This window comes from Fischerella sp. JS2 (assembly GCF_032393985.1).
Classification (GTDB): Bacteria; Cyanobacteriota; Cyanobacteriia; order Cyanobacteriales; family Nostocaceae; genus Fischerella.
Map to the genome: position 1 here is coordinate 4,626,833 of NZ_CP135918.1, position 20,344 is coordinate 4,647,176.

Here is a 20,344-nt window from a genome sequence, read left to right on the forward strand (position 1 = left end):
TATTCAGCAACGCCAAATCTTCTATCTAAAGGTATCGAAACTTGATTGTTGCTGTATAGATGATTATTGCTTTTTTAGAATATTGTTGCTATTTTCTACGTAATTCTTTGGGTGTGACTCCCAATAAACGCTTGAAATGGCGTGTAAATTGGCTTTGATCTGCAAAACCTACTATGGAAGCAACTTCAGAAATTTTGAGTTTACTCTGTAAGAGCAACATTTTGGCACGCTCAATCCTACAGTGAATTACGTACTGATAGGGAGAAAGACCTGTGGATTGCTTGAATAATCGGGCAAAGTGGTATCTACTCAGACCAACTTCCTGAGCCATCGCTCCCAGCAACAAATCTTCTGCCAAATGGTCAATAATATATTCTGTTACCCTTTGTAGCTTGTGTTTGGGTAAACCTCCTCGGTAATCTTGCAGACAATGTTTTGGGGCAGAGTAGTGTTGCAACAAATGGGCTGACAATGCAGTGGCCATAGAATCAGCATAAAGACGACTAACAGAATGATTAGATTCTAGTGCGCTCTTGAGGGCAAGCCCAATTTGATAAATCAAAGGATCAGGCTTGGAAAAGTGTGGTATAATCTCAACTACGTCTGATTCAACTGACTCGTGGGCTATTTTGGCTACTAATTCAGAATCCAAAGTTAAAGCAATAAACTCAGATTCCTCTACAGTGATTGCTCTATGAGTTATGTAAGGCGGTATGACTGCAACATCCCCTGGCATGGAGGTTTCGCTTTTATGGCATTCACCTAGCCACCTTTCTAATTCTAACTGGCATCTAATCCTAATTACAAGCACATAATTAGTAGAGTAATGTTCCGGGCTTTCATAGGCAGGCTGGATGTGATACTCCAAACCCAGGTTTTCCCATCCTGATTCATGGCTTGATAATATGGGCGGTCTGGTGAGAACATGCTTACGAACATCTACTCTAGTCACATCAATGGCCAGGGACTGTTCCCATCGCATTGGCTTCTCCTTTGCCGCTGGGCTGTTATTGCCACTTTTTCAAAACATTATTTGTATGGATAGGAAGTGGTTGGTTGAATGCAGCCTTGAAATTAGTATAGTTTATCAATAGTTTTATGTAACAAGGTTATCTCTTGTATTGAGATAATATATTATTTATTATCCTTATTAAAGTACATTTTTCAGGGTTGCTTTTTAAAGTCAACGATTGAACTTTGTAATCTTTACCATCAGCATTACTAGAAATTCAATTAGATTTATGAAGTTATGGGAGATGGGGAGATGAGGAGATGGGGTGTGAGGAATAACTAAGAACTAACTACTAACCACTAACTACTAACCACTAACTACTAATGTACAGACGCGATGTTCCTCGCGTCTCTACCTACTAACCAACAACCAACTGCTAACTAAATCAATAACGGTAATAGAAGAGATATAAAATAGTAAACTAAAGGAGCGGTAAAAATATAACTATCAGTACGGTCTAAAATGCCGCCGTGACCAGGGATTAGTTGTCCTGAATCTTTGACTCCAGCATCTCGTTTAAGCATTGATTCAGTTAAGTCACCTAAAAGACCAGCAACCCCAATTAACAAGCCCAATATCAAACCAGTAATAGGGTATTTAGGCCAGTTAAAATAGTAAGCTGTAGCAAATGCAACTATTATACTTGCAGCAACACCAAACACAGCACCTTCTACAGTTTTTTTCGGGCTAATATCAGATAAGGGAGTCTTGCCAAAAAATTTACCAAAGGTATAAGCACCAATATCTGCCGCCCAGATACAAAGGAAAGTCATTAGTGTAGCCGTCAGACCATCTGGTAAAGTAACTGAGTGTTTATGTGCGAAGAAATCTGCCCAATTTGGAGGCCAGTAGCCTCCCAGAGGAAGATTGCTAGCTGTGGTGTTAAATGCTCGCAATCTTACCCAGTAGCTCGGTAAATATCCAGTATAAAAAAGTCCCAGTATTGAAGCGGAAATATCCGCGATCGTAGCCATTTTGGGTTGAAACAGCAAGTAAAAACAGATAAAAGTACCGGCTAAGGGCATAACAGCATCAGCTAAATTGCCATCTAGTGTACAAATTGCTAGGAGAATTTGACTGACAACCATAGTAGTTTTAACAGTGGGAGCTATGCCTTTAGCTTTGACCAAATCAAAGAATTCGTTTTGACCTAAAAAGATAATGATTGCAAATACGATGGTAAAGTACCATCCACCCAAAACAGTTGCTGATAAAGCAACAGCGATCGCAACAATTCCACTCAAAATTCGAGACCAAGGCATAGGTAGGAAATAGAGACTAGGGACTGGAGACTAATCAATTAAGATTTTTTAATTTTGAATTGAGTAATCTCCTAGTTTGTTGTTATTGAATTTAATCTAACTTTTCACCACTGAGGATAAAAATTGGATCGACAGCAGTAAAAGTTTGAGAAAAACCGCGTGTTTCCAAGCGGTTAATCCCAGATTGTACAACTTCAATATTTCTCGCTTGCAGTTGGGCAAAGCTTAGAGAAATCGCATACAGACTTTCTAGATTAGCAGCTGTGGCGACCACTCTACCTGATGGTGGCAAATAATACCAGACTGCTTGCAAAATTTCTTGGATGGCCCGTCCACCTTCTATACAGACACGGTGGGGTGTTTCCTTCAGATTATGCAAACACTCAGGAGCGCTACCTTCAATAACTTCAACATTTTTGACATTAAAGCGATCGCAGTTACGACGAATCAGGTTGGCAACTTCTTCATCTCGTTCCACTGCAATGATTCGCCCTTGGGGACATAACAATCCAACTTCTACGGGAATAGTACCCGTACCTGCACCAATATCCCATAAAACTGTGTTGGGTAAGAGTCGTAATTGGGCAATCAACAGTAGTCGAATTTCTCTTTGACTGAGGGGAATTCCTGGCAAATGCTCAAATAAATCATCAGGAATGCCAGGACTTAGGTAGGGCCAGAGTTGGGAAGACATACAAGTTTAAATAGGAGTTAAGGATTAAGGATTGGGGATTGGGAAGCGGGGAGCAGGGAGAGAAAAATAACCCCTTCCAGTCCCCTATACCCTATCCCCAATTTTGGTAGCAACTTCCAGACATATTAGGACGGTTATTTCCCCAAGAACTATAAAGAATCATTTGCCAAAATTAAAAGTAACTAGAGGTGAAGGTCATGAAATTTTCAGTTCAATCTCTTTATACCTGGTATCGCGACTTGATTCGTAACCCTAAATATCGCTGGTGGGTAATTTTAGGAACACTTTTATATTTTGTCAGTCCATTTGATATCGCCCCAGACTTCTTACCAATTGTGGGACAAATTGACGATGTTTTTCTTTTAACTTTGCTGGTAACTGAGGTATCAGGGCTCGTAATTGAAGGCTTCAAAGCGCGTCGGAGTAATGTAGACGCCAATGTAGAAGTTGAAGCTACTGATACTACTAAGGATTCTACCTCCAGCACGACTGTGGATGTTGATGCAGTTTCCGTTAAATAGTTGCAATTGAATCTTAAAATTGAATCACCCCTTTCTGTTGCCAGAATGGCTTGGGAAGGGGATATTTTTTATACAAATTTGGATTTTAGATTTTGCGAAAACTTTGTAGACACAAACTTTTCAAGACAGATTTTGGATTGGGTATTAGAACAGAGACACGGAAGACAAGGGGGACAAGGGGGAACTCATCGGTCCCCTGGTGGGGATTAGGGGCAGTGGGGAGTGTGGGAAGTGTGGGGAGTGTGAGGAGAATAACCAACCACTAACTACTAACCACTAATGTACAGACGCGATGTTCCTCGCGTCTCTACCCACTAACTACTAACAAATAATTTATGAGCGATCGCCAAGTTATTGGACTGCTACCAGCAGGTGGACAGGCAAAACGGATTTCTCCTTTACCGCTAAGCAAAGAGTTATATCCTGTCGGTTTTCAAGATTTTGGTGAGCCAAATAACTGGCGACCGAAAGTAGTTTGCCAGTACCTGCTAGAGAAAATGCAACTGGCGGAAATTAATCAGGCATACTTTATTTTGCGTCCGGGGAAGTGGGATATCCCGGAGTATTTTCGGGATGGTGCTATGCTCTTTATGAGCTTGGGCTATCTAATTATGGGTTTGCCTTATGGCGTACCGTTTACCTTAGATCAAGCTTACCCTTTTGTTCGGGATGCAATCATCGCGTTGGGTTTTCCTGATATCTTGTTTCAACCCCAAGATGCGTTTGTCAAGGTGTTAGCACGTCAACAGGTTACTCAAGCAGACGTGGTTTTGGGATTATTCCCCACTGATCAACCAGAGAAAGCAGGTATGGTTGACTTCGATGATACAGGTAGAGTACGGCAAATAATCGAAAAACCCCGCCAATCGGACTTGCGTTATATGTGGGGTATTGCTGTTTGGACACCAGCTTTTACTCAGTTTCTACATGAGTATCTTATTCCTCTCAAGGCTAATCCTAATTTACCTCAGTTACCAGAACTGCCGATTGGAGATGTCATTCAAGCTGCAATTAAACAGGGTTTTCATGTTCAAGCAGAAGTATTTGCCGATGGAACCTACCTAGATATTGGTACACCAAATGATTTAGTGCAAGCTGTGCGGCTGGGAGTAGGGAGAGTGTGAGGGGTGGGGGGAGTGTGGGGAGGTGGGGAACTCACCAGCCCCCACTCCTCCAAGGGAGTATGAGGAGTTGTAAGCCATTAACAACTAACCACTAACAACCAACAAACAACCATTAACCACTAACTACTAACAATCAACAACTAACCACTAACTAATAACAAATGACAAATGACCAATGACTATTGACATTGAAGATATGTAAGAGCTTCTGTAGTTTCTACTTGGGGGAATTCTTGATAAAAATTGCTCACACTGGCAAACGGTTCTGGTGTGGCTAAAACAATGACGCGATCGCCCCATTGATGTAACCAAGGTACTAATCGTAGTGGTGCGACTGGCGCACATAACCAAACCTCTGCTGGAGAAAGTTTTCTGATGGCAACAGCTGCTGCTGCCATTGTCATTCCCGTCGCAATACCATCATCAACAATAATAGCTATAGCACCTTCTGCATTCACCTGTGGGCAAGCAACACTCAACTGTGCTTCCAAAGATTTAGCTTGGTTAATTGCTGTATCTAATGCTGTTATGTGCGATCGCCAATTGTGTCTTTGATCTGATCTTCTTGGCTGCTCCCAAATTACACTACCACAAGCACTTACCGCACCAATTGCCAACTCTGGATTTTCTGGATGGCTAATCTTTTTCGATACTAATATCGTTAATGGACAATCTAAAACACGTGCAACTGGTGCTGCTACCTCTAGTCCACCTCGCGGCAAAGCATAGACTATTGGTACAGGCTTGATTTCAGACTCAGATGCTTGTTTAATTAAAGTTGACTGAACTACTTCGGCTAGTCTCTCTCCAGCTTGAGTACGATCATTAAAAAGCGGGGTATTTGACATTGTTTTCCCCCAGTACATGACAATACCATTGCTTTGATCATGACTGAATTTTTCTGAAATTGAACAAATTTTCTATTTTGTTAAACTAGAAACAGTTTTGTTGGCACAAACGTTCACAAATAGCCCAATAAAAGTATAATTTCGTAATGTTAACAGACACAAGGTACTGCACTGCTGGGCTGAACGTGCAAGTTTTTGGGTTAATGATTTTACTCAGATTAGACACCTTGTGCTTAAATTAATATTGCAAGTTTCATGAGCAGCGAACATCAACTTAGTCTTTTTGGGGAATCCAATTTACAGGAATCTAATTTTGACAAAAAAGAATTGATTCCCACAGACGCTAAAATTCCCATTCCTATGGGAGTTTATGCCGATATGGTCGAGTTAGCACAGCATTGTAACCAGTGTCATCGCTGTGATTTAGGAAACACTCGTACCCATGCTGTTGTCGGACGCGGTAGCCTCAAAGCACCCATTATGGTTGTAGGCGAAGCACCTGGACAAAACGAAGACGAAACAGGGCTACCATTTGTTGGTCGAGCAGGACAGCTTTTAGAGAAAATTCTAGAGTCGGTAAAACTAGATACAGAAAAAGATGTATACATATGTAACGTAAATAAATGCCGACCACCAAATAACCGAGTTCCTACCAATGAAGAAATCGAAGCTTGCAAACCCTATTTATTAGAACAAATTCGCTTGGTAGATCCAAAAATCATTCTTTTGACAGGTGCAACTGCTGTTAAAGGTTTAATTGGCGATAAACGAGGGATTACTAAAATTCGCGGAACTTGGATGGAGTGGGAAGGACGTTTATGTATGCCGATTTTTCACCCTTCTTACCTACTGCGTAACCCTTCCCGCGAAGTTGGTAGCCCTAAATGGTTGATGTGGCAAGATATCCAAGCAGTGCGCGCTAAGTATGATGAAATTTTAGGGACTAAAGACTAGAGTTTTGATTACTACTAGCTATCTGCTTGTTTGAGATTCAATTGTAGTTGTTAGACGTTCTATCGCGTCAGTTAATCTTTCTTGGGCTGCAACTGCTGGATCAGTCGCACTTGCTTCCGCAGCAGCCTCCCCACTACGAACGAATCTTTTCTTGGCTTTTTCAAAAGCACGAATGATCAGAAAAATACAAAAAGCAATCACCAAAAAGTTGATGATTGCAGCCAAAAACACACCGTATTTAATGCCGTTGACTGATAAATTTTGTAAGTCATTTACTTTTGCAGCTTTTAATACAGGATTCAAAATGACTGGTGTGATGATATCCTCTACAACAGAAGTGACAATTTTGCTAAATGCAGCTCCGATAACCACTGCAACAGCTAAATCAATCACGTTACCTTGCATCAAAAACCTGCGAAAATCAGCCCAAAAGTCATTACTACGCGCCATCAGTCTTTTATCCTTCTAAAATTATCAATTTTTTTGTTTAGGTGGATAATTATACAGTTTTTCAGACAACGACTAGGGAAAATTTACCCTCTGTATTATTCCTCTGATGTGCTGCTAAGTATAGCTCTTTGAAATCGCACATCTCCTGCACGACAATCTCTTAACCATGTTTTAATTCCTTGGGCAACTACACCGTGACTGCTATCCTGTGGTGGTGTGGGAGGATTTTGTTTAGGATCAGAACCCGTTCGAGAAAACATCATCACCATCCACCATCCATTCTCAGCTTTGGCTAAAAATAGCCAGTGAAATTGTTGTAATTCCACAGCTTTTTTACCAATATACTGCCGCTCTAAAGTAGTAAAAAATACTTGACTAACATCTTTTTCAGTATATTTTAATTCTTTAGGGATTTCTCCGGTTAAGTTTAGGGGCAGTGGTGCAAATTCCGGTCTACCTGCTATCAGAACATAACTAAAAATATCAGTTTTTCTGCCAAAGCGGCGGGCGCGTTGAATAACTCGATTGGCATAACTAGGTAAATCCCGCAAAAGCTGCGTAGTTAATATTTCTAGATTTGGTTCTGAACAAAAAGACTTCTCCCTGCTTATTGATGAAGAGGTAGGATTTTGCGCGAATACTTGGTAGTTAAGGAAATTTGAGGTGAACAACCAGAAGCTACAAGCTGTAAGCCAAAAGCAATAAATAGACTTCTTACAGAAGTTGGGTAAAGAGTAAAGGTTCAAGGTTAAAGGGTTGGCATTTTTCCCTTTTCCCTTACCCTGTAATCCTTCCCTTACTGTTTGGGGTTGATTTTTTTTGGCTTTGGACTTCATGCCACTGTTGCTAACTCCTCGCAAATTTGTTTCCAGGCTAACTCAGGTTCCATAGCAGCAGTGATGGGACGCCCAATCACAAGATAATTTGCTCCTGCTTTTAGTGCCTGGCTGGGGGTAAGTGATCGCTTTTGATCTCCTTTTTCTGCCCAAGGGGGACGTACGCCTGGACAAACTAGTAAAAACTCATTTCCACAACTATGCCGCAGTTGTGCCACTTCGTGGGGCGAACAAACTGCCCCGTTTAACCCTGCCTCTTGGGCCATCAGTGCCATTTCCAGAGCATACTCTGGCAATTCTAGGGGAATTTTTAAATCAAATGCCAACTGTCGGGAAGAAATACTAGTTAAAACTGTAATGGCAATCAGTTTAGGTGGTTCCACTCCTGCTTGTGCTGCCCCTGTTTGTACTGCCTCTGTTGCTGCTTTAAGGGCATCTCTACCAGCTGTGGCATGAATTGTTAGCAAGTCAACGTCGTAACCTGCTGCCACCCGACAAGCACCAGCAACGGTGTTAGGGATATCATGAAATTTCAAATCTAGGAAAATCCGCTTTTGCCGCGATTTTAACTCCTGGAAAATCTGCGGCCCTGTACTTGTAAACAACTCTAAACCAACTTTCCAAAAACTGACTTGTGGCAATTTTTCCATCAGGGCGATCGCATCTGTAATATTTGCCACATCTAAGGGAACAATAATTTTTTGCTCTGCGTCCATTTAGGGTTTATCACGTTAGTTTTGGTAATTGGTAATTGGTGAGACTACTTGCCGTCTTGGCTTATGCCGAGATGGCAAAGTAGCGAACCCGAAGGGGAATTGGTATTTTTTATCCCCTATTACCATTACCCATTACCGATCATGGTACAAGTCTGACAAACTTATTTTTCCCCAGTTGCAAAACTCGTCCGTACAATTCACCAGCAGCTTGGAAAGCAGTATCTACATCAGTGATGCGATCGCCATCTAGTCGTACACCACCCTCTTGAATTTTCCGCTTTCCTTCTCCACTACTTTTGCATAAGCCACTGGCATTGAGAATATAGGATAATTTTGCTGGAAATTCTACTTTAGATAGAGAAAATTCGGGTAGATCTCCTGCTTCAATGTTATCCACGGCATTCTGTCCGTGATACTGCCGGACTATTTCTTGCGCGAGTAGTTTTTGGCGATCGCGTGGATTTTCTGGTAGTTTGTCTAGAGGTAAATCTGTCAACAGTTCAAAATAATCTTTTAGCAGGTGGTCTGGAATACCTTGCAATTTTTGATACTTTTGACTAGGATGCTCTCGTAATCCTACGTAGTTACCTAAAGACTTAGACATTTTTTGCAGGCCATCTGTGCCAAGTAAAAGCGGCAGCAGTACACCAAACTGGGGTTTCTGTCCAAAATGACGCTGTAAATCTCGTCCTACTGCTATGTTAAATTTCTGATCAGTACCACCCAACTCCACATCAGCCTCCACAGCCACAGAATCAAAACCCTGCATTAACGGATAAAGGAACTCATGTAGAAAAATTGGATTCTCTTTTTTATAACGTTCAGCAAATCCTTCTTTTGCTAGCATTTGTCCCACTGTCATGGTTGAGAGTAACTCTAAAATTTTTCCCAAGTCCAGCTTGGAAAGCCACTGTGAGTTATATCGCACCTCTAACCTTCCAGGTGTGTCAAAATCTAAAATAGGTCGTACTTGGTCAAGATAAGTCTGAGCGTTTGCTTCAACTTCTTGTTGTGTAAGTTGGCAACGTACATCTGACTTACCTGTAGGATCGCCAATCCGTGCCGTAAAATCACCAATAATCAACACTGCTGTATGACCAGCATCTTGAAAAGCTCGCAGTTTCCTTACTGGTATGCTATGACCGAGATGAATATCCGCGCCTGTCGGGTCAATGCCCAATTTTATCCGCAAAGGTCGGTCGGTTGTGGCTAAACGCTTTTCTAGACTTTCAGATTCACTGTCCGAATCAGTTGGTTGTGGAAAAATTTCGACAACGCCGCGACGTAACCAAGAAAAATTCTGCGCCATACTATGAGGATATTGAGTGTTATCTATACTTTGCAATATGGAAGTTGGGTAGGTTATAGTCACTAGCAATGCTTCCGTTCTTTTATCTGCCAAACTAATATAATTGCAAAAAATTAATCGTTTTGCTGCGCTGAAGAAATTATAGTTATATTTACAAGTGAGGAAGTGAGAACGCCGTGTCGTCTAGGACTTTTGAAGATAAGCAATCCCAAGGTAGCCCTTCATCTGGCGTTGAGTTTTTGAAAGGAGTCGGTCAGGTAGCTGGCGGTACTCTGCTATCAATTACCATGCTAGCGAGTTCCATTGTAGCGGGAGGATTAGTTGGTTTAGCCATCAGTTTCCGCAACTTGCCTGATGTAAGACAGCTACGTAATTTTTTCCCTTCAGAAACAACCTATATTTATGACATCAAGGGCAAGTTATTAGCGAGTATCCACGGTGAAGCTAATCGAGAGGTTGTACCACTAGATAAAATTTCCCCGCAACTCAAGCGTGCAGTACTAGCAAGTGAAGACGCTGACTTTTACTTTCACCACGGTATTAACCCCAAAGGTGTGGGGCGTGCTGTTGTTACCAACTGGGTAGCTGGTGGGGTGCGTGAGGGTGGTTCTACGATCACCATGCAACTGGTGAAAAACCTGTTTTTGTCCCAGAGACGTCAATTTACCCGTAAAATCGCAGAGGCGGTATTGGCAATTCGCCTCGAACAAATACTTACAAAAGACCAAGTCTTAGAAATGTACCTCAATCAAGTGTATTGGGGTCACAACAACTATGGTGTCCAAACGGCGGCGCGCAGTTATTTTAATAAGTCAGCAGAGTACTTAACTCTAGGTGAGTCGGCAATGATGGCGGGTTTAATCCAAGCACCAGAAGAGTATAGCCCGTTTGTCAGTATGGAAAAAGCTAAATACCAGCAGAAGGAAGTTTTGGGACGAATGCTGACTTTGGGCTGGATCACTCAAAAAGAATACGACAACGCTTTAAAAGAAAAAATCAAACTAGGTAGAATTCGATCATTCCAAGGTAGTGCCTTACCTTATGTAACCAACGCTGTATCTCAAGAACTAGCAAGGAAATTTGGTCGTGAAGCTTTGTTAAAAGGCGGTATGCGGGTACAAACCACCGTTGATGCCAAGTTTCAAGAAATGGCAGAGGATACCGTCAGTAAGTGGCACAAAAGATTACTTGGGCAAGGGTTATCTAAAAACCAAATTGCCTTAGTAGCAATTGATCCTCGTACCCATTACGTAAAAGCTTTGGTGGGAGGTGTAGACCCTAAAACGAGTGAATTTAACCGCGCAACCCAAGCTTATCGGCAACCAGGATCTGCCTTTAAACCCTTTGTTTACTATACCGCTTTTGCTACTGGCAAGTACAATCCAGAAACAATAGTGTATGATACTCCAGTTAGCTATCGAGATGGTAGTGGTTGGTATAGTCCACGTAACTACGACGGCGGTTACAGTGGGGCTATGTCAATCCGCACTGCTTTGAAGTTATCTCGTAATGTCCCCGTGATCAAGATAGGTAAGGCTATTGGCATGAACAAAGTTGTTGAGACATGCCGTACCTTGGGAATTATGAGTCCGATGGAACCGGTGACTTCTTTACCCCTTGGGGCTATTGGGGTGACACCTGTGGAAATGGCAGGCGCTTATGCTACCTTTGCCAATTATGGTTGGCAGTCACCAACAACAGTAATTGTCCGTGTTACCGATAGCAGCGGTAATGTCTTGTTAGATAATACTCCCAAGCCTCAACAAGTTCTAGAACCTTGGGCAGCAGCAGCAATTTTGAATGTCATGCAATCAGTAATTACTGATGGTACTGGTAAGAATGCGGCTATTGACCGTCCAGCAGCTGGGAAGACGGGAACAACTTCTTCAGAAAAAGATATTTGGTTTGTCGGCACTGTACCCCAACTGACAACTGCTGTTTGGGTAGGTAGAGACGACAATAGACAATTAGCGACTGGTGCCACAGGCGGTACTATGGTAGCTCCTATCTGGCGAGACTTTATGCTGAAAGCACTTAAGAATCAGCCAGTAGAGTACTTCAAGCCACCATCTAAGTTTCCTCGCCCTAAAAAGTAGGGACTAGCAGCTAAAAATTGGGGATTAGAGACAAGTTAATTAAAAATTAGAAATTAAAAAATTTTAATTTTGTATTTTTTGTTTTTCATTTTCTAGCCTCTAGCCCCTGGTCTCTAGTTTTGTTTTTCCAGTTCTGCTTTCATCCGTTCCAGGGTGACATGCATTTGCTCGAACATTTGTTGTGGTGTGACGCCAAACTGACTAAGCTGAGTTTTCAGCTGCTGGATTGTCATTTGCGCCATAAAATCTTCAGACAGCTCGAATCGCTTCATAAAGACGCGATAACGCTCCATCATCGCTTCCATTTGCTCAATAAACAGCTTCTTACCCTCGCGATCAAACTTGCCGTAATTGCTGCCAAGTTTAATCAGCGCTTGATAATCTTCAAATAGCTGTTTTGCTTCTTGCTGAACTATCTCAGAGTCAAAGAATCCCATTTTACTTCTGTACCCTATGAGTACTGATGATCAGTAGCTCACTTTGTCTTATAACTTTTGCCTCTAGGTCTATTTTAGTCTAGGGAACTAACCTAGAAAATAAGCTTCGGTTAAAGTACGGTTTTTTACCGAGATATCAACACTTGACGAAATTAGAAATTAGTTGGTCAATTGTCATTTGTCAATAGTCAATTGTTGGTAGTTGATTGTTGTACCAGACGTGCCATGGCACGTCTGTACATTGGTTAGTGGTTAGTAGTTGGTGTTGGTGGTTGGTTGTTAATACCTTACTCCACCCTACGGGAAGCCACTTGCGTGTCTACACACTCTTCACACTCTTCACACTCCCCATTACCAATCCTCAGCTTCAATACAATAAATATTTAGAGGTTTAAAGTTAGATAGCAGCAATGCTCATTTTATCAAGGGTCTTTGCTAATATGGCTGTCTTGCAATCAAAAGTATGGTAGTGGTTGGTTGGATGAGGAAACAAAGATGTTGACTAAGCGAAAAAGCCGAAGTGTTGCTGCGATTTTAGCGTTTGCTGGCACATTAACAATTTCCGGTTTACATAAGTTTTATTTGGGACAGCCGTTGTGGGGCGTTTTATATGTGCTGCTGTCATGGACGCCGATTCCGAAGGTAGCAAGTGCCATTGAAGGAGTTTGGTATTTAGCTCAAGATGAAGAAGCTTTTGATCACAATTTTAATCAAGGTAAGTCAGTAGTTCGTTCTGTACACTCAGGAGCAAATCAAGTCGGGGCGGTTGCAGATGCTTTGCGTGAGTTAGATGCTTTACGTCAAGATGGATTGATTTCTGAGTATGAATTTGAACAAAAACGCCGTCAATTGCTCGATCAAATTTCTTAATTTGTTAGTGGTTAGTAGTTAGTAGTTGTTGGGCAATTTTTAACTACTAACCACTATCTACTATCCACTAACCACTATCCACAACAATGTCATGAACCAAAACAGGTTGCCATTTACACTTAACTCTAGATTACAAAAACTGCGTTCTAAACTGCTTAATGACCCCTACTACAGATTTCAGTCCATAGAAGAAATCGCGATCGCTATATCTTTGGGTATACGTATAGATGTCAACCAGGCGACTGTAGATGATTGGTTGCGCCTACCAGGGTTATCTATTCATCAGGCGCGATCGCTTGTAGAACTATCACGTACTGGTGTTAAATTTTACTGTATAGAGGATATAGCAGCTGCTTTAAGCATCTCAGTACAGCGACTCAAGCCTTTAGAGGCGATTTTAAATTTTAGTTATTATGATGACGAATCTGTAGATAATATTACTTATACAATTAATCCTAATACAGCAACAGTTGAGAGTTTAGCAAAAATCCCATTTATAGACTCATCCATTGCTCAGGCAGTCATTGACAATCGCCAAGCAGCTGGGCCCTATCGTAATTTAGTAGATTTCCAACGACGCTTGAATCTCTCTGGTGATATCCTGGCCCAGCTGATGTATTATCTCAGGTTTTAAATGTTGATAGTTGGTTGTTGATTGTTGAAGAAACAAGGCAGAGGGCAGAAGGGAAGAGGATTTGTATTTCATTCGTAGCGGGTGGTGTGCCCTCAGTGGGGCTGCTACCAACAAACAACTACCAACAAACAACTACCAACAAACAACTAACAACAAACAACTACCAACACACAATAATAATTAAACCAATCCAATCCGGTCAAAGGGCCAAAAGCGAAAAACAGCCCTACCGATGATATTTTGTCTAGGCAAGAAGCCCCAGTAACGGGAGTCATTACTATCGTTGCGATTATCTCCCATAACAAAAAATTCGTTTTCCGGGACTTGCACTTGTGTAAATGGCTGAATTGGTGGTTCGGCAATATAGTCTTCTTGTAGGGGTTGTCCATTGATGTAAACCTTACCATCAGTAATTGCCACTGTTTGACCTGGTTCACCGATTACACGCTTAATGAAGGCTTGATCTTTTGGGTATCCTTTTTGTTGTAGTTTTTCCGGTGGCTGAAAAACAATGATATCGCCCAAATGTGGAGGGTGAAAATAGTAAGAGATTTTTTCTACTACTAAGCGATCGCCTGTATGTAGAGTTGGCACCATTGAATCTGAGGGAATGTAGCGAGGTTCAGCAATAAAAGTCCGGATTAAGAATGCCAAAACTAAGGCAATAGCTATCAAACCCAAATTTTCCCGCACACTGCGCCATACTCCTGACGACGCAGAAGCGTCTTTTGTATTACTTTTCTGAGAGGTCATATGAAGTTAACTATTTGGTTCCAAAATTAGACGGACACTCTACTTATTAATATTGACGCGAAATATATCTTTAATAAGCAATATTATCACTTCCATGTTCTGGCTCTTGATATTGCATCGCTTTGGCATAGTCACCTAAGGCATAACAAGCTACTCTGAGACTGGCAAGGGTTTGTTCTTCACTACGACGGTCATTAAGAGTTCTAGCTAGTTCCAAACGCCTTTCATAGTAAGCAATTGCTTTGGCATAATCTCCCAAGGCTTCACAAGCTATTCCCAAGCTGCCTAAGCACTGTTCCTGAGAACGTTGATCTTGGATTTCTATAGCTATTTTTAAACGTTCTTCATGATACATGATTGCATCAGCGTATTCTTCTAGGGTATAGCAAGCATTGGCTAAATTCTTAAGAACTTGAATTGCACTACGGTAATTATTCAGATATTTGGAAATTTTTATACACTGCTTGTAATAATCAATCGCTTTTACGTAATCTCCCAAACTATAATAAGCGTTGCCAAGATTTTTTAATACTTGTTGTTCGCCCCAATTGTCTTGGAACTGCTTGATAATTAACAGACTTTGCTGCTGTAACTCTATTGTTTTTGATAGATTACCTAAAGCTTTATAAACTAATCCAAGATTATTCAGCGCTGCTATCTGACTGCGTCCATCTTGTACTTGCTGTGCTAACTGCAAGCACTCTTGCAAAGATTCAACTGCTTTGTGGTTTTCACCCAAGTGACGATAAGCATTGCCCATATGGGAAAAACTTTGGATCTGCAACTGTAAGTCAGCTATTTTTTTTGCTAAAGATAAGCATTGCTGGGAGTAGGAAATCGCACCTTTGTAGTCGCCTAAATTATAAGCGATCAAAGCTAAACAACAAAAAGCCTGTGCTTGCTTGTGACAATCTCCAGCTACTTGAAATAATGCCAAAGATTGTTGTAAAGATTTCATTGCCAAATGTAATTCACCAGCTTGCTGCTGCTGAACTCCAAGCTGTAGTAGCATATATGCTTCTGATGCGTGGTCTGCTTGATCTTGGAGAACTTGGATTTCTACTTCGGAACTGTCCTGAAATTCATGGGTAATTGTATTATGTTTCCTTGCTTTGAGGTATGTTTCCGATATGTGCAAGGGGAGTGTATTTTTCGAGTTATGATTAAATCCGCCTTTCCACATCGACTTTTCCCTGATTATTTTGGTGATAAGTCTAGTGTTCCCAAAAGGTGGATGTTTCTTTACATGTTAGGGAATGGGGAGATGGGGAACTCACCGGCCCCCACTCCCCCAAGGGAGTGGGGATAAGGGGCAATGGGGAGATGGGGGGAGTGTGAGGAGAATAAATAGTGACTTTTGACCAATGAGAAATGACCAATGACTACTAACCACTAACTAATAACTACTAACCAATGATAACTGACAATTGACCATTGACCATTGACATTAACAAATGACTATGGAAAGAGTGTTAGAACCAGAGGTGATGGATAGCCTTGAAGAAGCTATTGAGTATGATGCAATGGATTTTACTGAGGTAAATAGTGCTTTTGCTCAAGAAGCGATCGCTTTGGGACCACCAGAACAAGGTGTGGTATTGGATGCTGGTACTGGTACGGGACGGATTCCAATTTTGATGTGTAAAATAAGACTCAATTGGCAAGTAATCGCAATTGACTTAGCTGCAAGTATGCTACAAATTGCTGCTAATCATGTTCAAGAAGCTGGTTTACAAGAGCAAATTCGCTTGGAATTAGTAGATGTCAAACATATGCCTTACGGAGATGGGCAGTTTGATATGGTTGTATCAAATAGTCTTATCCACCATTTACCCGATCCTTTGTCTTTTTTTCGAGAACTCAAGCGCGTATTGAAACCTAATGGTGGTATTTTTATTCGTGATTTATTTCGACCTCGCGATGAAGCAACAATGAATGCTTTAGTTGACAGTATTGGTGCAGAATACAACGAGCATCAAAAAAAATTATTTCGTGATTCTTTGCACGCTGCTTTAACGATAGGTGAAGTGAGGAATTTACTTGCTGAAGTGGGTTTGTCTGAAGTGGAAGTTTATCAATCAAGCGATCGCCATTGGACTGTTCAGAAACCTTGGAATTGTTAGAGATGTTTCAGCGCTGGCGTAATATTTCTCGCACTTCCATTAAAATGATTCCCAACATATTTTTACCACTGCCATCAGCACCACAGCCCCAGTAATAGTCAATAGGAGAGTTTTCAACAATTTCTTCATCGCCTGTGGAAAGGAGAATTTCTCGGATATCAGTATGGGTTTCAAATTTGCATAAAACTGCTTTCCTCATAATATCGTCTTTAACTTTTTCCCAGTCTGGACGTAGGGGACGTTTGCGTTCTCGCCCCATTCTTGCTGCATCTTTTGGTGTTTTGACAAGACGAATTTGCTCTAAATGAGGTGTTCCAGGGAATTTTTGTGCTTGAAAATAATGTTCACTAGTGTACCAATACAGATTATCTAACTCAAAGCCATGAGGTGAAAAATTAGAAAAGCATCCGTATTCCTCACGAGTGCTATAAAAATAGATTGTCATAATTTGTCTAATAAATTACGTCCAATGTGAATTAACTGTTACTGGTAATGAGTAATGGGTAATAGGTAATGGTGAAAAACCAGCAATTAACTGATTACCAATTTCATCTGTGTTTATCTGTAGTCGATTTATAAAATATAATTTTTGTCATCGCTTCAATTCACATTAAACATAAATTATCATTTAGTGAATTCTTTGGCTTCATAGTAACGGCAACCCTCACACGGTCCGCTAGGATTGACGGCACAGCGTAAGTAACCAGAACGAGCATTATATCGACAGCTGATGTCACCAATAAGATAACCTACTCCTTCTAAGTAGTAGCGATCGCTTAGTTCTGGTCTAGAATCTAATGGAATTGGTTCTCTGGGAAAATTTCTCGCCACGCGTCTGAGGTGCGATCGCATCCTAGCCTGAGTTTTACGCATCAACCACAGGGAGAATAGCGATGGTAAGAAACCAATGGCAATTACCAAAAGTGTTCTAAACACCTTCTTTATACCTCTTGTGTGCGCTTTTCCTCTCTAGTGTTACATAGTTCTTAAGGAGGGTGAGGGGGAAACATTATATTTGCTTAACTAACTCAATACCTTTTTGCCATACTCTTAGATCCTCAAAACTTTCAATTTTCTTTTTTTCCATTCCCTTGCCCTTTTCCCTTTCCCCTTTACCCTTCTACTTTATACTGTTTTCGCCACTTTTCTAATTTCTCAATCGGTACTGATTTAGTCATGACATTGACGTCATTTCCTCTCCAATCAATTTCTGGATCGGTTGTAAAAACACCACATTCTAATTCCTCTAATTTGATATTCCAGTACTGACTGAATCGATTTTTCAAAGTGATAACTTGTTCAAAAACTTTGTTTCTATGTTTGTTTCTTCGTTTTCTTTCTGTTGCTCCTGTTGCTTTTGTATCAATAAATTTCGTTTCAATTAAAAACAATTTATTTTTAGAAGTAAGATAGACAAAATCACATTTACCTAAATCTGTATAGTCGGCAATAGGAGACTTTTCAAATAACAACAATTCAGCACAAATCGGAAATAAATTATTGATATTTAAAAATAAATATGCTTGCAACAGAAGTTCTTTGTCATAAGGAAACCCAACAACCCCCTCAAAAAATCTTTGAATTTCTTCTTGAGATTGAGGTTGAATTTTTTTGCAATATTTAACAAACTGATCTAGCGCATTTGCGCTTACCAAGTGTTTGCTCCTTACCCTGGTGACTGCATTTATTCTCATGGCATAAAAAGATACCATGTTTTCCAGGAAAACATCATCCGCAGAAGTAACTAAAAAAACATATTATCTTCCTAAATCATACGGTTAATTACTGAAAAATAGAAATGGGAAAAAGTAATTACTTTTTCCTCAATACAACCCCTTCTTAATATGGAAATGCTTTAATAAACCGCAGAGTACACAGAGTACACAGAGATAGAAGAGAATCCAGTTTCTTGCAAAAATAAAAAGAACTCCTCCTTAAGCCTCCCCGTTTTGTAGAGAAAGCTAAGTTTTCTTTCCCTACAACCCCAGAGTGGTCGATTGAGGGGATTAATTTCGACTTTTACAAGAGTTCTATTGCAATTTAGTAAACTTAAACTTCTAGTATTAATTTTTGCGTAATAATTTAAGTGTTAGTAAGTAGTTGTGCGTGAGCAGAAAATCGAGCATTGTGTAAAGCTAAAACAGTACTTCGAGAATCCTGCACCCAGAATTGACGTCCAAAACGGACTAGATGGCGGGAAGTTCCAGCCTGAACAATTCCGATTACTGGGACTTTTGCTTTTTCTTTATCCCCTGACTGCTCTTGTAAAATTGTTCGTAAGCGATGCTGTTCTTCAATGGTAGCTGCCTGTTGGACGTTTAATTCTACCATCACCATTTGTACTGTTTCTACTGCTTCTGCATCTTCAACAATAAATTGAGTTTGCTCATCTCTTCGGTCTACTTTACCCCAAATGATTAATCTAGAATCAACTTGCAGAAGTGAACTAATGCGTTCGTAAGTTTTAGGAAATGCTACTGCTTCTGATTGAGAAGTTAAATCTTCTATGTGTAATATTGCCATTGGATCACCTTTTTTGGTGATGACTTTTTTGACATTATTAAGCATTACTACTGCACATAAAGTTGATTCTTCTTTTTGTTCACCTAATTGAGAAAGATTAACTGGTGCTAGGACTCGTGCTGATCTGCGTATGGATTTTAGGGGATGATCTGAGACGTAGAAGCCTAATAATTCTTTTTCTTTGCGTAACTTTTCTTGGGGAGGTAAATCAGGAACAGGCTTTGCTTTCGGGGCGCTATCAAAACTATTTTGCATTGTACTTTTATTAGTATTGCTAGCAAATCCGCCGCCTAATAAATCAAAGAGATTACCTTGTCCAGTAGCTCTATCTTTGGCGCGGGATTGGGCCCAGTCGTATACTAGAGGCAAGTCATGCAGTAACTGATTACGATTGGAGTCAATTTTGTCAAAGGCTCCACAATAAATTAGTGATTCTAAAGTGCGACGGTTAACAGTACCCAAATCAACGCGATCGCAAAAATCAGACAATGACTTAAACTCACCTTTAGATTCTCTGGCTTCTAAAATAGCAGCGATCGCATTTTGTCCAACGTTCCGCACCGCCGATAATCCAAACAGGACTTTACCATCCAAAGGAGTAAAATCAACGCCAGAACGATTAATATCGGGTGGGTCGATCTGAATACCCATGTTTGTACAGGTAGCAATATATTTTTGCACCTTATCTGTATCGTCACTGTTAGCTGTTAACAGTGCCGCCATATACTCTAAAGGATAATTAGCCTTTAAATATGCAGTTTGATAAGTTACATACCCATAAGCTGTAGAGTGGGATTTATTGAAACAATTGGAAGCAACCAAACCGTTTTTAATCACAAAATTATGGTTTTGCTCTACTCCAATGTCATATACATTCTGTGTACCTAATGATTGGCGAGTTATAATTTTAACCATTTTTTATAAAAAACTGAAATCTTGAGAATTAGTTAATTCTATAAAATTGTGCAAGTAAGTCGGCACAAATAAAGTTAACTAGTTGGGGTCGTCATTCGTCATACCCTACGGGAAGCCGAAGAAGGCGCGTCTACGTCATCGGGTAGGGGTAAAGCATTTGTAATAGTAAATTCTGTTTTGATGTCAAGATATACATACAAATGCTTTGCCTTTACAGGCATGTTTACTGTTCTTAACATATGTTATGTTTATTCCCACCAACTTACT

Annotated in this window: 23 protein-coding genes; 7 read left to right on the forward strand and 16 right to left on the reverse strand. The window is 40.6% G+C overall.

Translation table 11 applies throughout. The features are described from left to right. Window positions 1-88 precede the first annotated feature (88 nt). The 3 genes from RS893_RS19605 to cbiT all read right to left on the reverse strand — a co-directional run bounded on the left by RS893_RS19605 (window position 89) and on the right by cbiT (window position 2,968). Entirely contained in the window at window positions 89-982 is an 894-nt protein-coding gene (locus RS893_RS19605) for an AraC family transcriptional regulator (RefSeq protein WP_315787120.1), read from the reverse strand. A gap of 410 nt (window positions 983-1,392) precedes the next feature. Continuing rightward, window positions 1,393-2,274 carry a phosphatidate cytidylyltransferase gene (locus tag RS893_RS19610; protein ID WP_315787121.1) on the reverse strand — a complete coding sequence of 294 codons (882 nt, stop codon included), beginning with the start codon at window positions 2,272-2,274 and terminating at the stop codon, window positions 1,393-1,395. Between the two features lie 91 nt (window positions 2,275-2,365). Continuing rightward, window positions 2,366-2,968, reverse strand: coding sequence for a precorrin-6Y C5,15-methyltransferase subunit CbiT (gene cbiT / locus RS893_RS19615; RefSeq protein WP_315787122.1), 603 nt, complete (start codon window positions 2,966-2,968; stop codon window positions 2,366-2,368). Window positions 2,969-3,165: 197 nt separating this feature from the next. Between cbiT and RS893_RS19620 the strand changes: the two genes are divergently transcribed. Both RS893_RS19620 and RS893_RS19625 read left to right on the forward strand, forming a co-directional pair. After that, window positions 3,166-3,489 (forward strand): YkvA family protein, encoded by a 324-nt coding sequence (locus RS893_RS19620; RefSeq protein ID WP_315787124.1) that lies wholly within the window; start codon window positions 3,166-3,168, stop codon window positions 3,487-3,489. Window positions 3,490-3,824: 335 nt separating this feature from the next. After that, window positions 3,825-4,613 (forward strand): nucleotidyltransferase family protein, encoded by a 789-nt coding sequence (locus tag RS893_RS19625; protein ID WP_315787126.1) that lies wholly within the window; start codon window positions 3,825-3,827, stop codon window positions 4,611-4,613. 179 nt (window positions 4,614-4,792) lie between these two features. On the opposite strand, the gene RS893_RS19630 is transcribed toward RS893_RS19625, so the two are convergent. Then, window positions 4,793-5,461, reverse strand: a complete 669-nt coding sequence (locus RS893_RS19630; protein WP_315787128.1) for a phosphoribosyltransferase — start codon at window positions 5,459-5,461, stop codon at window positions 4,793-4,795. A gap of 255 nt (window positions 5,462-5,716) precedes the next feature. On the opposite strand from RS893_RS19630, the gene RS893_RS19635 reads away from it, so the two are divergent. After that, entirely contained in the window at window positions 5,717-6,415 is a 699-nt protein-coding gene (locus tag RS893_RS19635) for a uracil-DNA glycosylase (protein WP_315787130.1), read from the forward strand. 18 nt (window positions 6,416-6,433) lie between these two features. Here RS893_RS19635 and mscL read toward each other — a convergent pair whose 3' ends face one another. From mscL to tyrS, 4 genes are all read right to left on the reverse strand, one after another. Then, window positions 6,434-6,865 (reverse strand): large conductance mechanosensitive channel protein MscL, encoded by a 432-nt coding sequence (gene mscL, locus RS893_RS19640; protein WP_315787131.1) that lies wholly within the window; start codon window positions 6,863-6,865, stop codon window positions 6,434-6,436. A gap of 95 nt (window positions 6,866-6,960) precedes the next feature. Next, window positions 6,961-7,701 carry a hypothetical protein gene (locus RS893_RS19645; RefSeq protein WP_315787133.1) on the reverse strand — a complete coding sequence of 247 codons (741 nt, stop codon included), beginning with the start codon at window positions 7,699-7,701 and terminating at the stop codon, window positions 6,961-6,963. After that, entirely contained in the window at window positions 7,698-8,417 is a 720-nt protein-coding gene (gene pyrF, locus RS893_RS19650; RefSeq protein WP_315787135.1) for an orotidine-5'-phosphate decarboxylase, read from the reverse strand. The genes RS893_RS19645 and pyrF overlap by 4 nt, the downstream gene beginning before the upstream one ends. A gap of 139 nt (window positions 8,418-8,556) precedes the next feature. Beyond that, window positions 8,557-9,726, reverse strand: a complete 1,170-nt coding sequence (gene tyrS, locus RS893_RS19655; protein ID WP_315792036.1) for a tyrosine--tRNA ligase — start codon at window positions 9,724-9,726, stop codon at window positions 8,557-8,559. Between the two features lie 176 nt (window positions 9,727-9,902). Here tyrS and RS893_RS19660 point away from each other — a divergent pair, with 176 nt between their 5' ends. Then, the gene (locus RS893_RS19660; protein ID WP_315787137.1) at window positions 9,903-11,822 is read left to right on the forward strand and encodes a transglycosylase domain-containing protein; all 1,920 of its coding nucleotides are present in this window, start codon (window positions 9,903-9,905) and stop codon (window positions 11,820-11,822) included. 113 nt (window positions 11,823-11,935) lie between these two features. Here the strand turns inward: RS893_RS19660 and RS893_RS19665 are convergent, their stop codons facing one another. Continuing rightward, window positions 11,936-12,259 (reverse strand): DUF1825 family protein, encoded by a 324-nt coding sequence (locus tag RS893_RS19665; protein WP_315787139.1) that lies wholly within the window; start codon window positions 12,257-12,259, stop codon window positions 11,936-11,938. Window positions 12,260-12,754: 495 nt separating this feature from the next. On the opposite strand from RS893_RS19665, the gene RS893_RS19670 reads away from it, so the two are divergent. Both RS893_RS19670 and RS893_RS19675 read left to right on the forward strand, forming a co-directional pair. Next, on the forward strand, window positions 12,755-13,129 hold the full coding sequence (locus tag RS893_RS19670; protein ID WP_315787141.1) for an NINE protein: 375 nt from the start codon (window positions 12,755-12,757) through the stop codon (window positions 13,127-13,129). 91 nt (window positions 13,130-13,220) lie between these two features. Then, a complete protein-coding gene (locus RS893_RS19675) occupies window positions 13,221-13,763 on the forward strand; it encodes a ComEA family DNA-binding protein (RefSeq protein ID WP_315787143.1) in 543 nt (180 codons plus the stop codon). A gap of 180 nt (window positions 13,764-13,943) precedes the next feature. On the opposite strand, the gene lepB is transcribed toward RS893_RS19675, so the two are convergent. Next, a complete protein-coding gene (lepB, locus tag RS893_RS19680; RefSeq protein WP_315787144.1) occupies window positions 13,944-14,516 on the reverse strand; it encodes a signal peptidase I in 573 nt (190 codons plus the stop codon). A 70-nt stretch (window positions 14,517-14,586) separates the two neighbouring features. After that, the gene (locus tag RS893_RS19685; protein ID WP_315787146.1) at window positions 14,587-15,699 is read right to left on the reverse strand and encodes a tetratricopeptide repeat protein; all 1,113 of its coding nucleotides are present in this window, start codon (window positions 15,697-15,699) and stop codon (window positions 14,587-14,589) included. A 277-nt stretch (window positions 15,700-15,976) separates the two neighbouring features. Here RS893_RS19685 and RS893_RS19690 point away from each other — a divergent pair, with 277 nt between their 5' ends. After that, on the forward strand, window positions 15,977-16,639 hold the full coding sequence (locus RS893_RS19690) for a class I SAM-dependent methyltransferase (protein WP_315792037.1): 663 nt from the start codon (window positions 15,977-15,979) through the stop codon (window positions 16,637-16,639). A gap of 7 nt (window positions 16,640-16,646) precedes the next feature. Here the strand turns inward: RS893_RS19690 and RS893_RS19695 are convergent, their stop codons facing one another. From RS893_RS19695 to RS893_RS19715, 5 genes are all read right to left on the reverse strand, one after another. Further along, window positions 16,647-17,084 carry an NADAR family protein gene (locus RS893_RS19695; protein ID WP_315787148.1) on the reverse strand — a complete coding sequence of 146 codons (438 nt, stop codon included), beginning with the start codon at window positions 17,082-17,084 and terminating at the stop codon, window positions 16,647-16,649. A gap of 179 nt (window positions 17,085-17,263) precedes the next feature. Then, window positions 17,264-17,575, reverse strand: coding sequence for a DUF6464 family protein (locus RS893_RS19700; RefSeq protein ID WP_315787150.1), 312 nt, complete (start codon window positions 17,573-17,575; stop codon window positions 17,264-17,266). 176 nt (window positions 17,576-17,751) lie between these two features. After that, window positions 17,752-18,333, reverse strand: coding sequence for a hypothetical protein (locus RS893_RS19705; RefSeq protein ID WP_396336466.1), 582 nt, complete (start codon window positions 18,331-18,333; stop codon window positions 17,752-17,754). A gap of 388 nt (window positions 18,334-18,721) precedes the next feature. Beyond that, window positions 18,722-20,077: an OB-fold nucleic acid binding domain-containing protein gene (locus RS893_RS19710; protein WP_315787152.1), complete on the reverse strand. Its 1,356-nt coding sequence runs from the start codon at window positions 20,075-20,077 to the stop codon at window positions 18,722-18,724. 98 nt (window positions 20,078-20,175) lie between these two features. Continuing rightward, window positions 20,176-20,298 carry a hypothetical protein gene (locus RS893_RS19715; RefSeq protein WP_315787154.1) on the reverse strand — a complete coding sequence of 41 codons (123 nt, stop codon included), beginning with the start codon at window positions 20,296-20,298 and terminating at the stop codon, window positions 20,176-20,178. Window positions 20,299-20,344 lie beyond the last annotated feature (46 nt).

Coding starts and splice junctions, on each gene's coding strand:
- RS893_RS19690 (WP_315792037.1), top strand. CDS start 15,977: ATGGAAAGAGTGTTAGAACCAGAGGTGATGGATAGCCTTGAAGAAGCT.
- RS893_RS19705 (WP_396336466.1), bottom strand. CDS start 18,333: ATGAGAATAAATGCAGTCACCAGGGTAAGGAGCAAACACTTGGTAAGC.
- RS893_RS19635 (WP_315787130.1), top strand. CDS start 5,717: ATGAGCAGCGAACATCAACTTAGTCTTTTTGGGGAATCCAATTTACAG.
- RS893_RS19715 (WP_315787154.1), bottom strand. CDS start 20,298: ATGCCTGTAAAGGCAAAGCATTTGTATGTATATCTTGACATCAAAACA.
- tyrS (WP_315792036.1), bottom strand. CDS start 9,726: ATGGCGCAGAATTTTTCTTGGTTACGTCGCGGCGTTGTCGAAATTTTT.
- RS893_RS19685 (WP_315787146.1), bottom strand. CDS start 15,699: ATGTGGAAAGGCGGATTTAATCATAACTCGAAAAATACACTCCCCTTG.
- pyrF (WP_315787135.1), bottom strand. CDS start 8,417: ATGGACGCAGAGCAAAAAATTATTGTTCCCTTAGATGTGGCAAATATT.
- RS893_RS19620 (WP_315787124.1), top strand. CDS start 3,166: ATGAAATTTTCAGTTCAATCTCTTTATACCTGGTATCGCGACTTGATT.
- RS893_RS19670 (WP_315787141.1), top strand. CDS start 12,755: ATGTTGACTAAGCGAAAAAGCCGAAGTGTTGCTGCGATTTTAGCGTTT.
- RS893_RS19605 (WP_315787120.1), bottom strand. CDS start 982: ATGCGATGGGAACAGTCCCTGGCCATTGATGTGACTAGAGTAGATGTT.
- RS893_RS19625 (WP_315787126.1), top strand. CDS start 3,825: ATGAGCGATCGCCAAGTTATTGGACTGCTACCAGCAGGTGGACAGGCA.
- RS893_RS19675 (WP_315787143.1), top strand. CDS start 13,221: ATGAACCAAAACAGGTTGCCATTTACACTTAACTCTAGATTACAAAAA.
- lepB (WP_315787144.1), bottom strand. CDS start 14,516: ATGACCTCTCAGAAAAGTAATACAAAAGACGCTTCTGCGTCGTCAGGA.
- RS893_RS19645 (WP_315787133.1), bottom strand. CDS start 7,701: ATGAAGTCCAAAGCCAAAAAAAATCAACCCCAAACAGTAAGGGAAGGA.
- RS893_RS19630 (WP_315787128.1), bottom strand. CDS start 5,461: ATGTCAAATACCCCGCTTTTTAATGATCGTACTCAAGCTGGAGAGAGA.
- cbiT (WP_315787122.1), bottom strand. CDS start 2,968: ATGTCTTCCCAACTCTGGCCCTACCTAAGTCCTGGCATTCCTGATGAT.
- RS893_RS19665 (WP_315787139.1), bottom strand. CDS start 12,259: ATGGGATTCTTTGACTCTGAGATAGTTCAGCAAGAAGCAAAACAGCTA.
- RS893_RS19695 (WP_315787148.1), bottom strand. CDS start 17,084: ATGACAATCTATTTTTATAGCACTCGTGAGGAATACGGATGCTTTTCT.
- mscL (WP_315787131.1), bottom strand. CDS start 6,865: ATGGCGCGTAGTAATGACTTTTGGGCTGATTTTCGCAGGTTTTTGATG.
- RS893_RS19710 (WP_315787152.1), bottom strand. CDS start 20,077: ATGGTTAAAATTATAACTCGCCAATCATTAGGTACACAGAATGTATAT.
- RS893_RS19610 (WP_315787121.1), bottom strand. CDS start 2,274: ATGCCTTGGTCTCGAATTTTGAGTGGAATTGTTGCGATCGCTGTTGCT.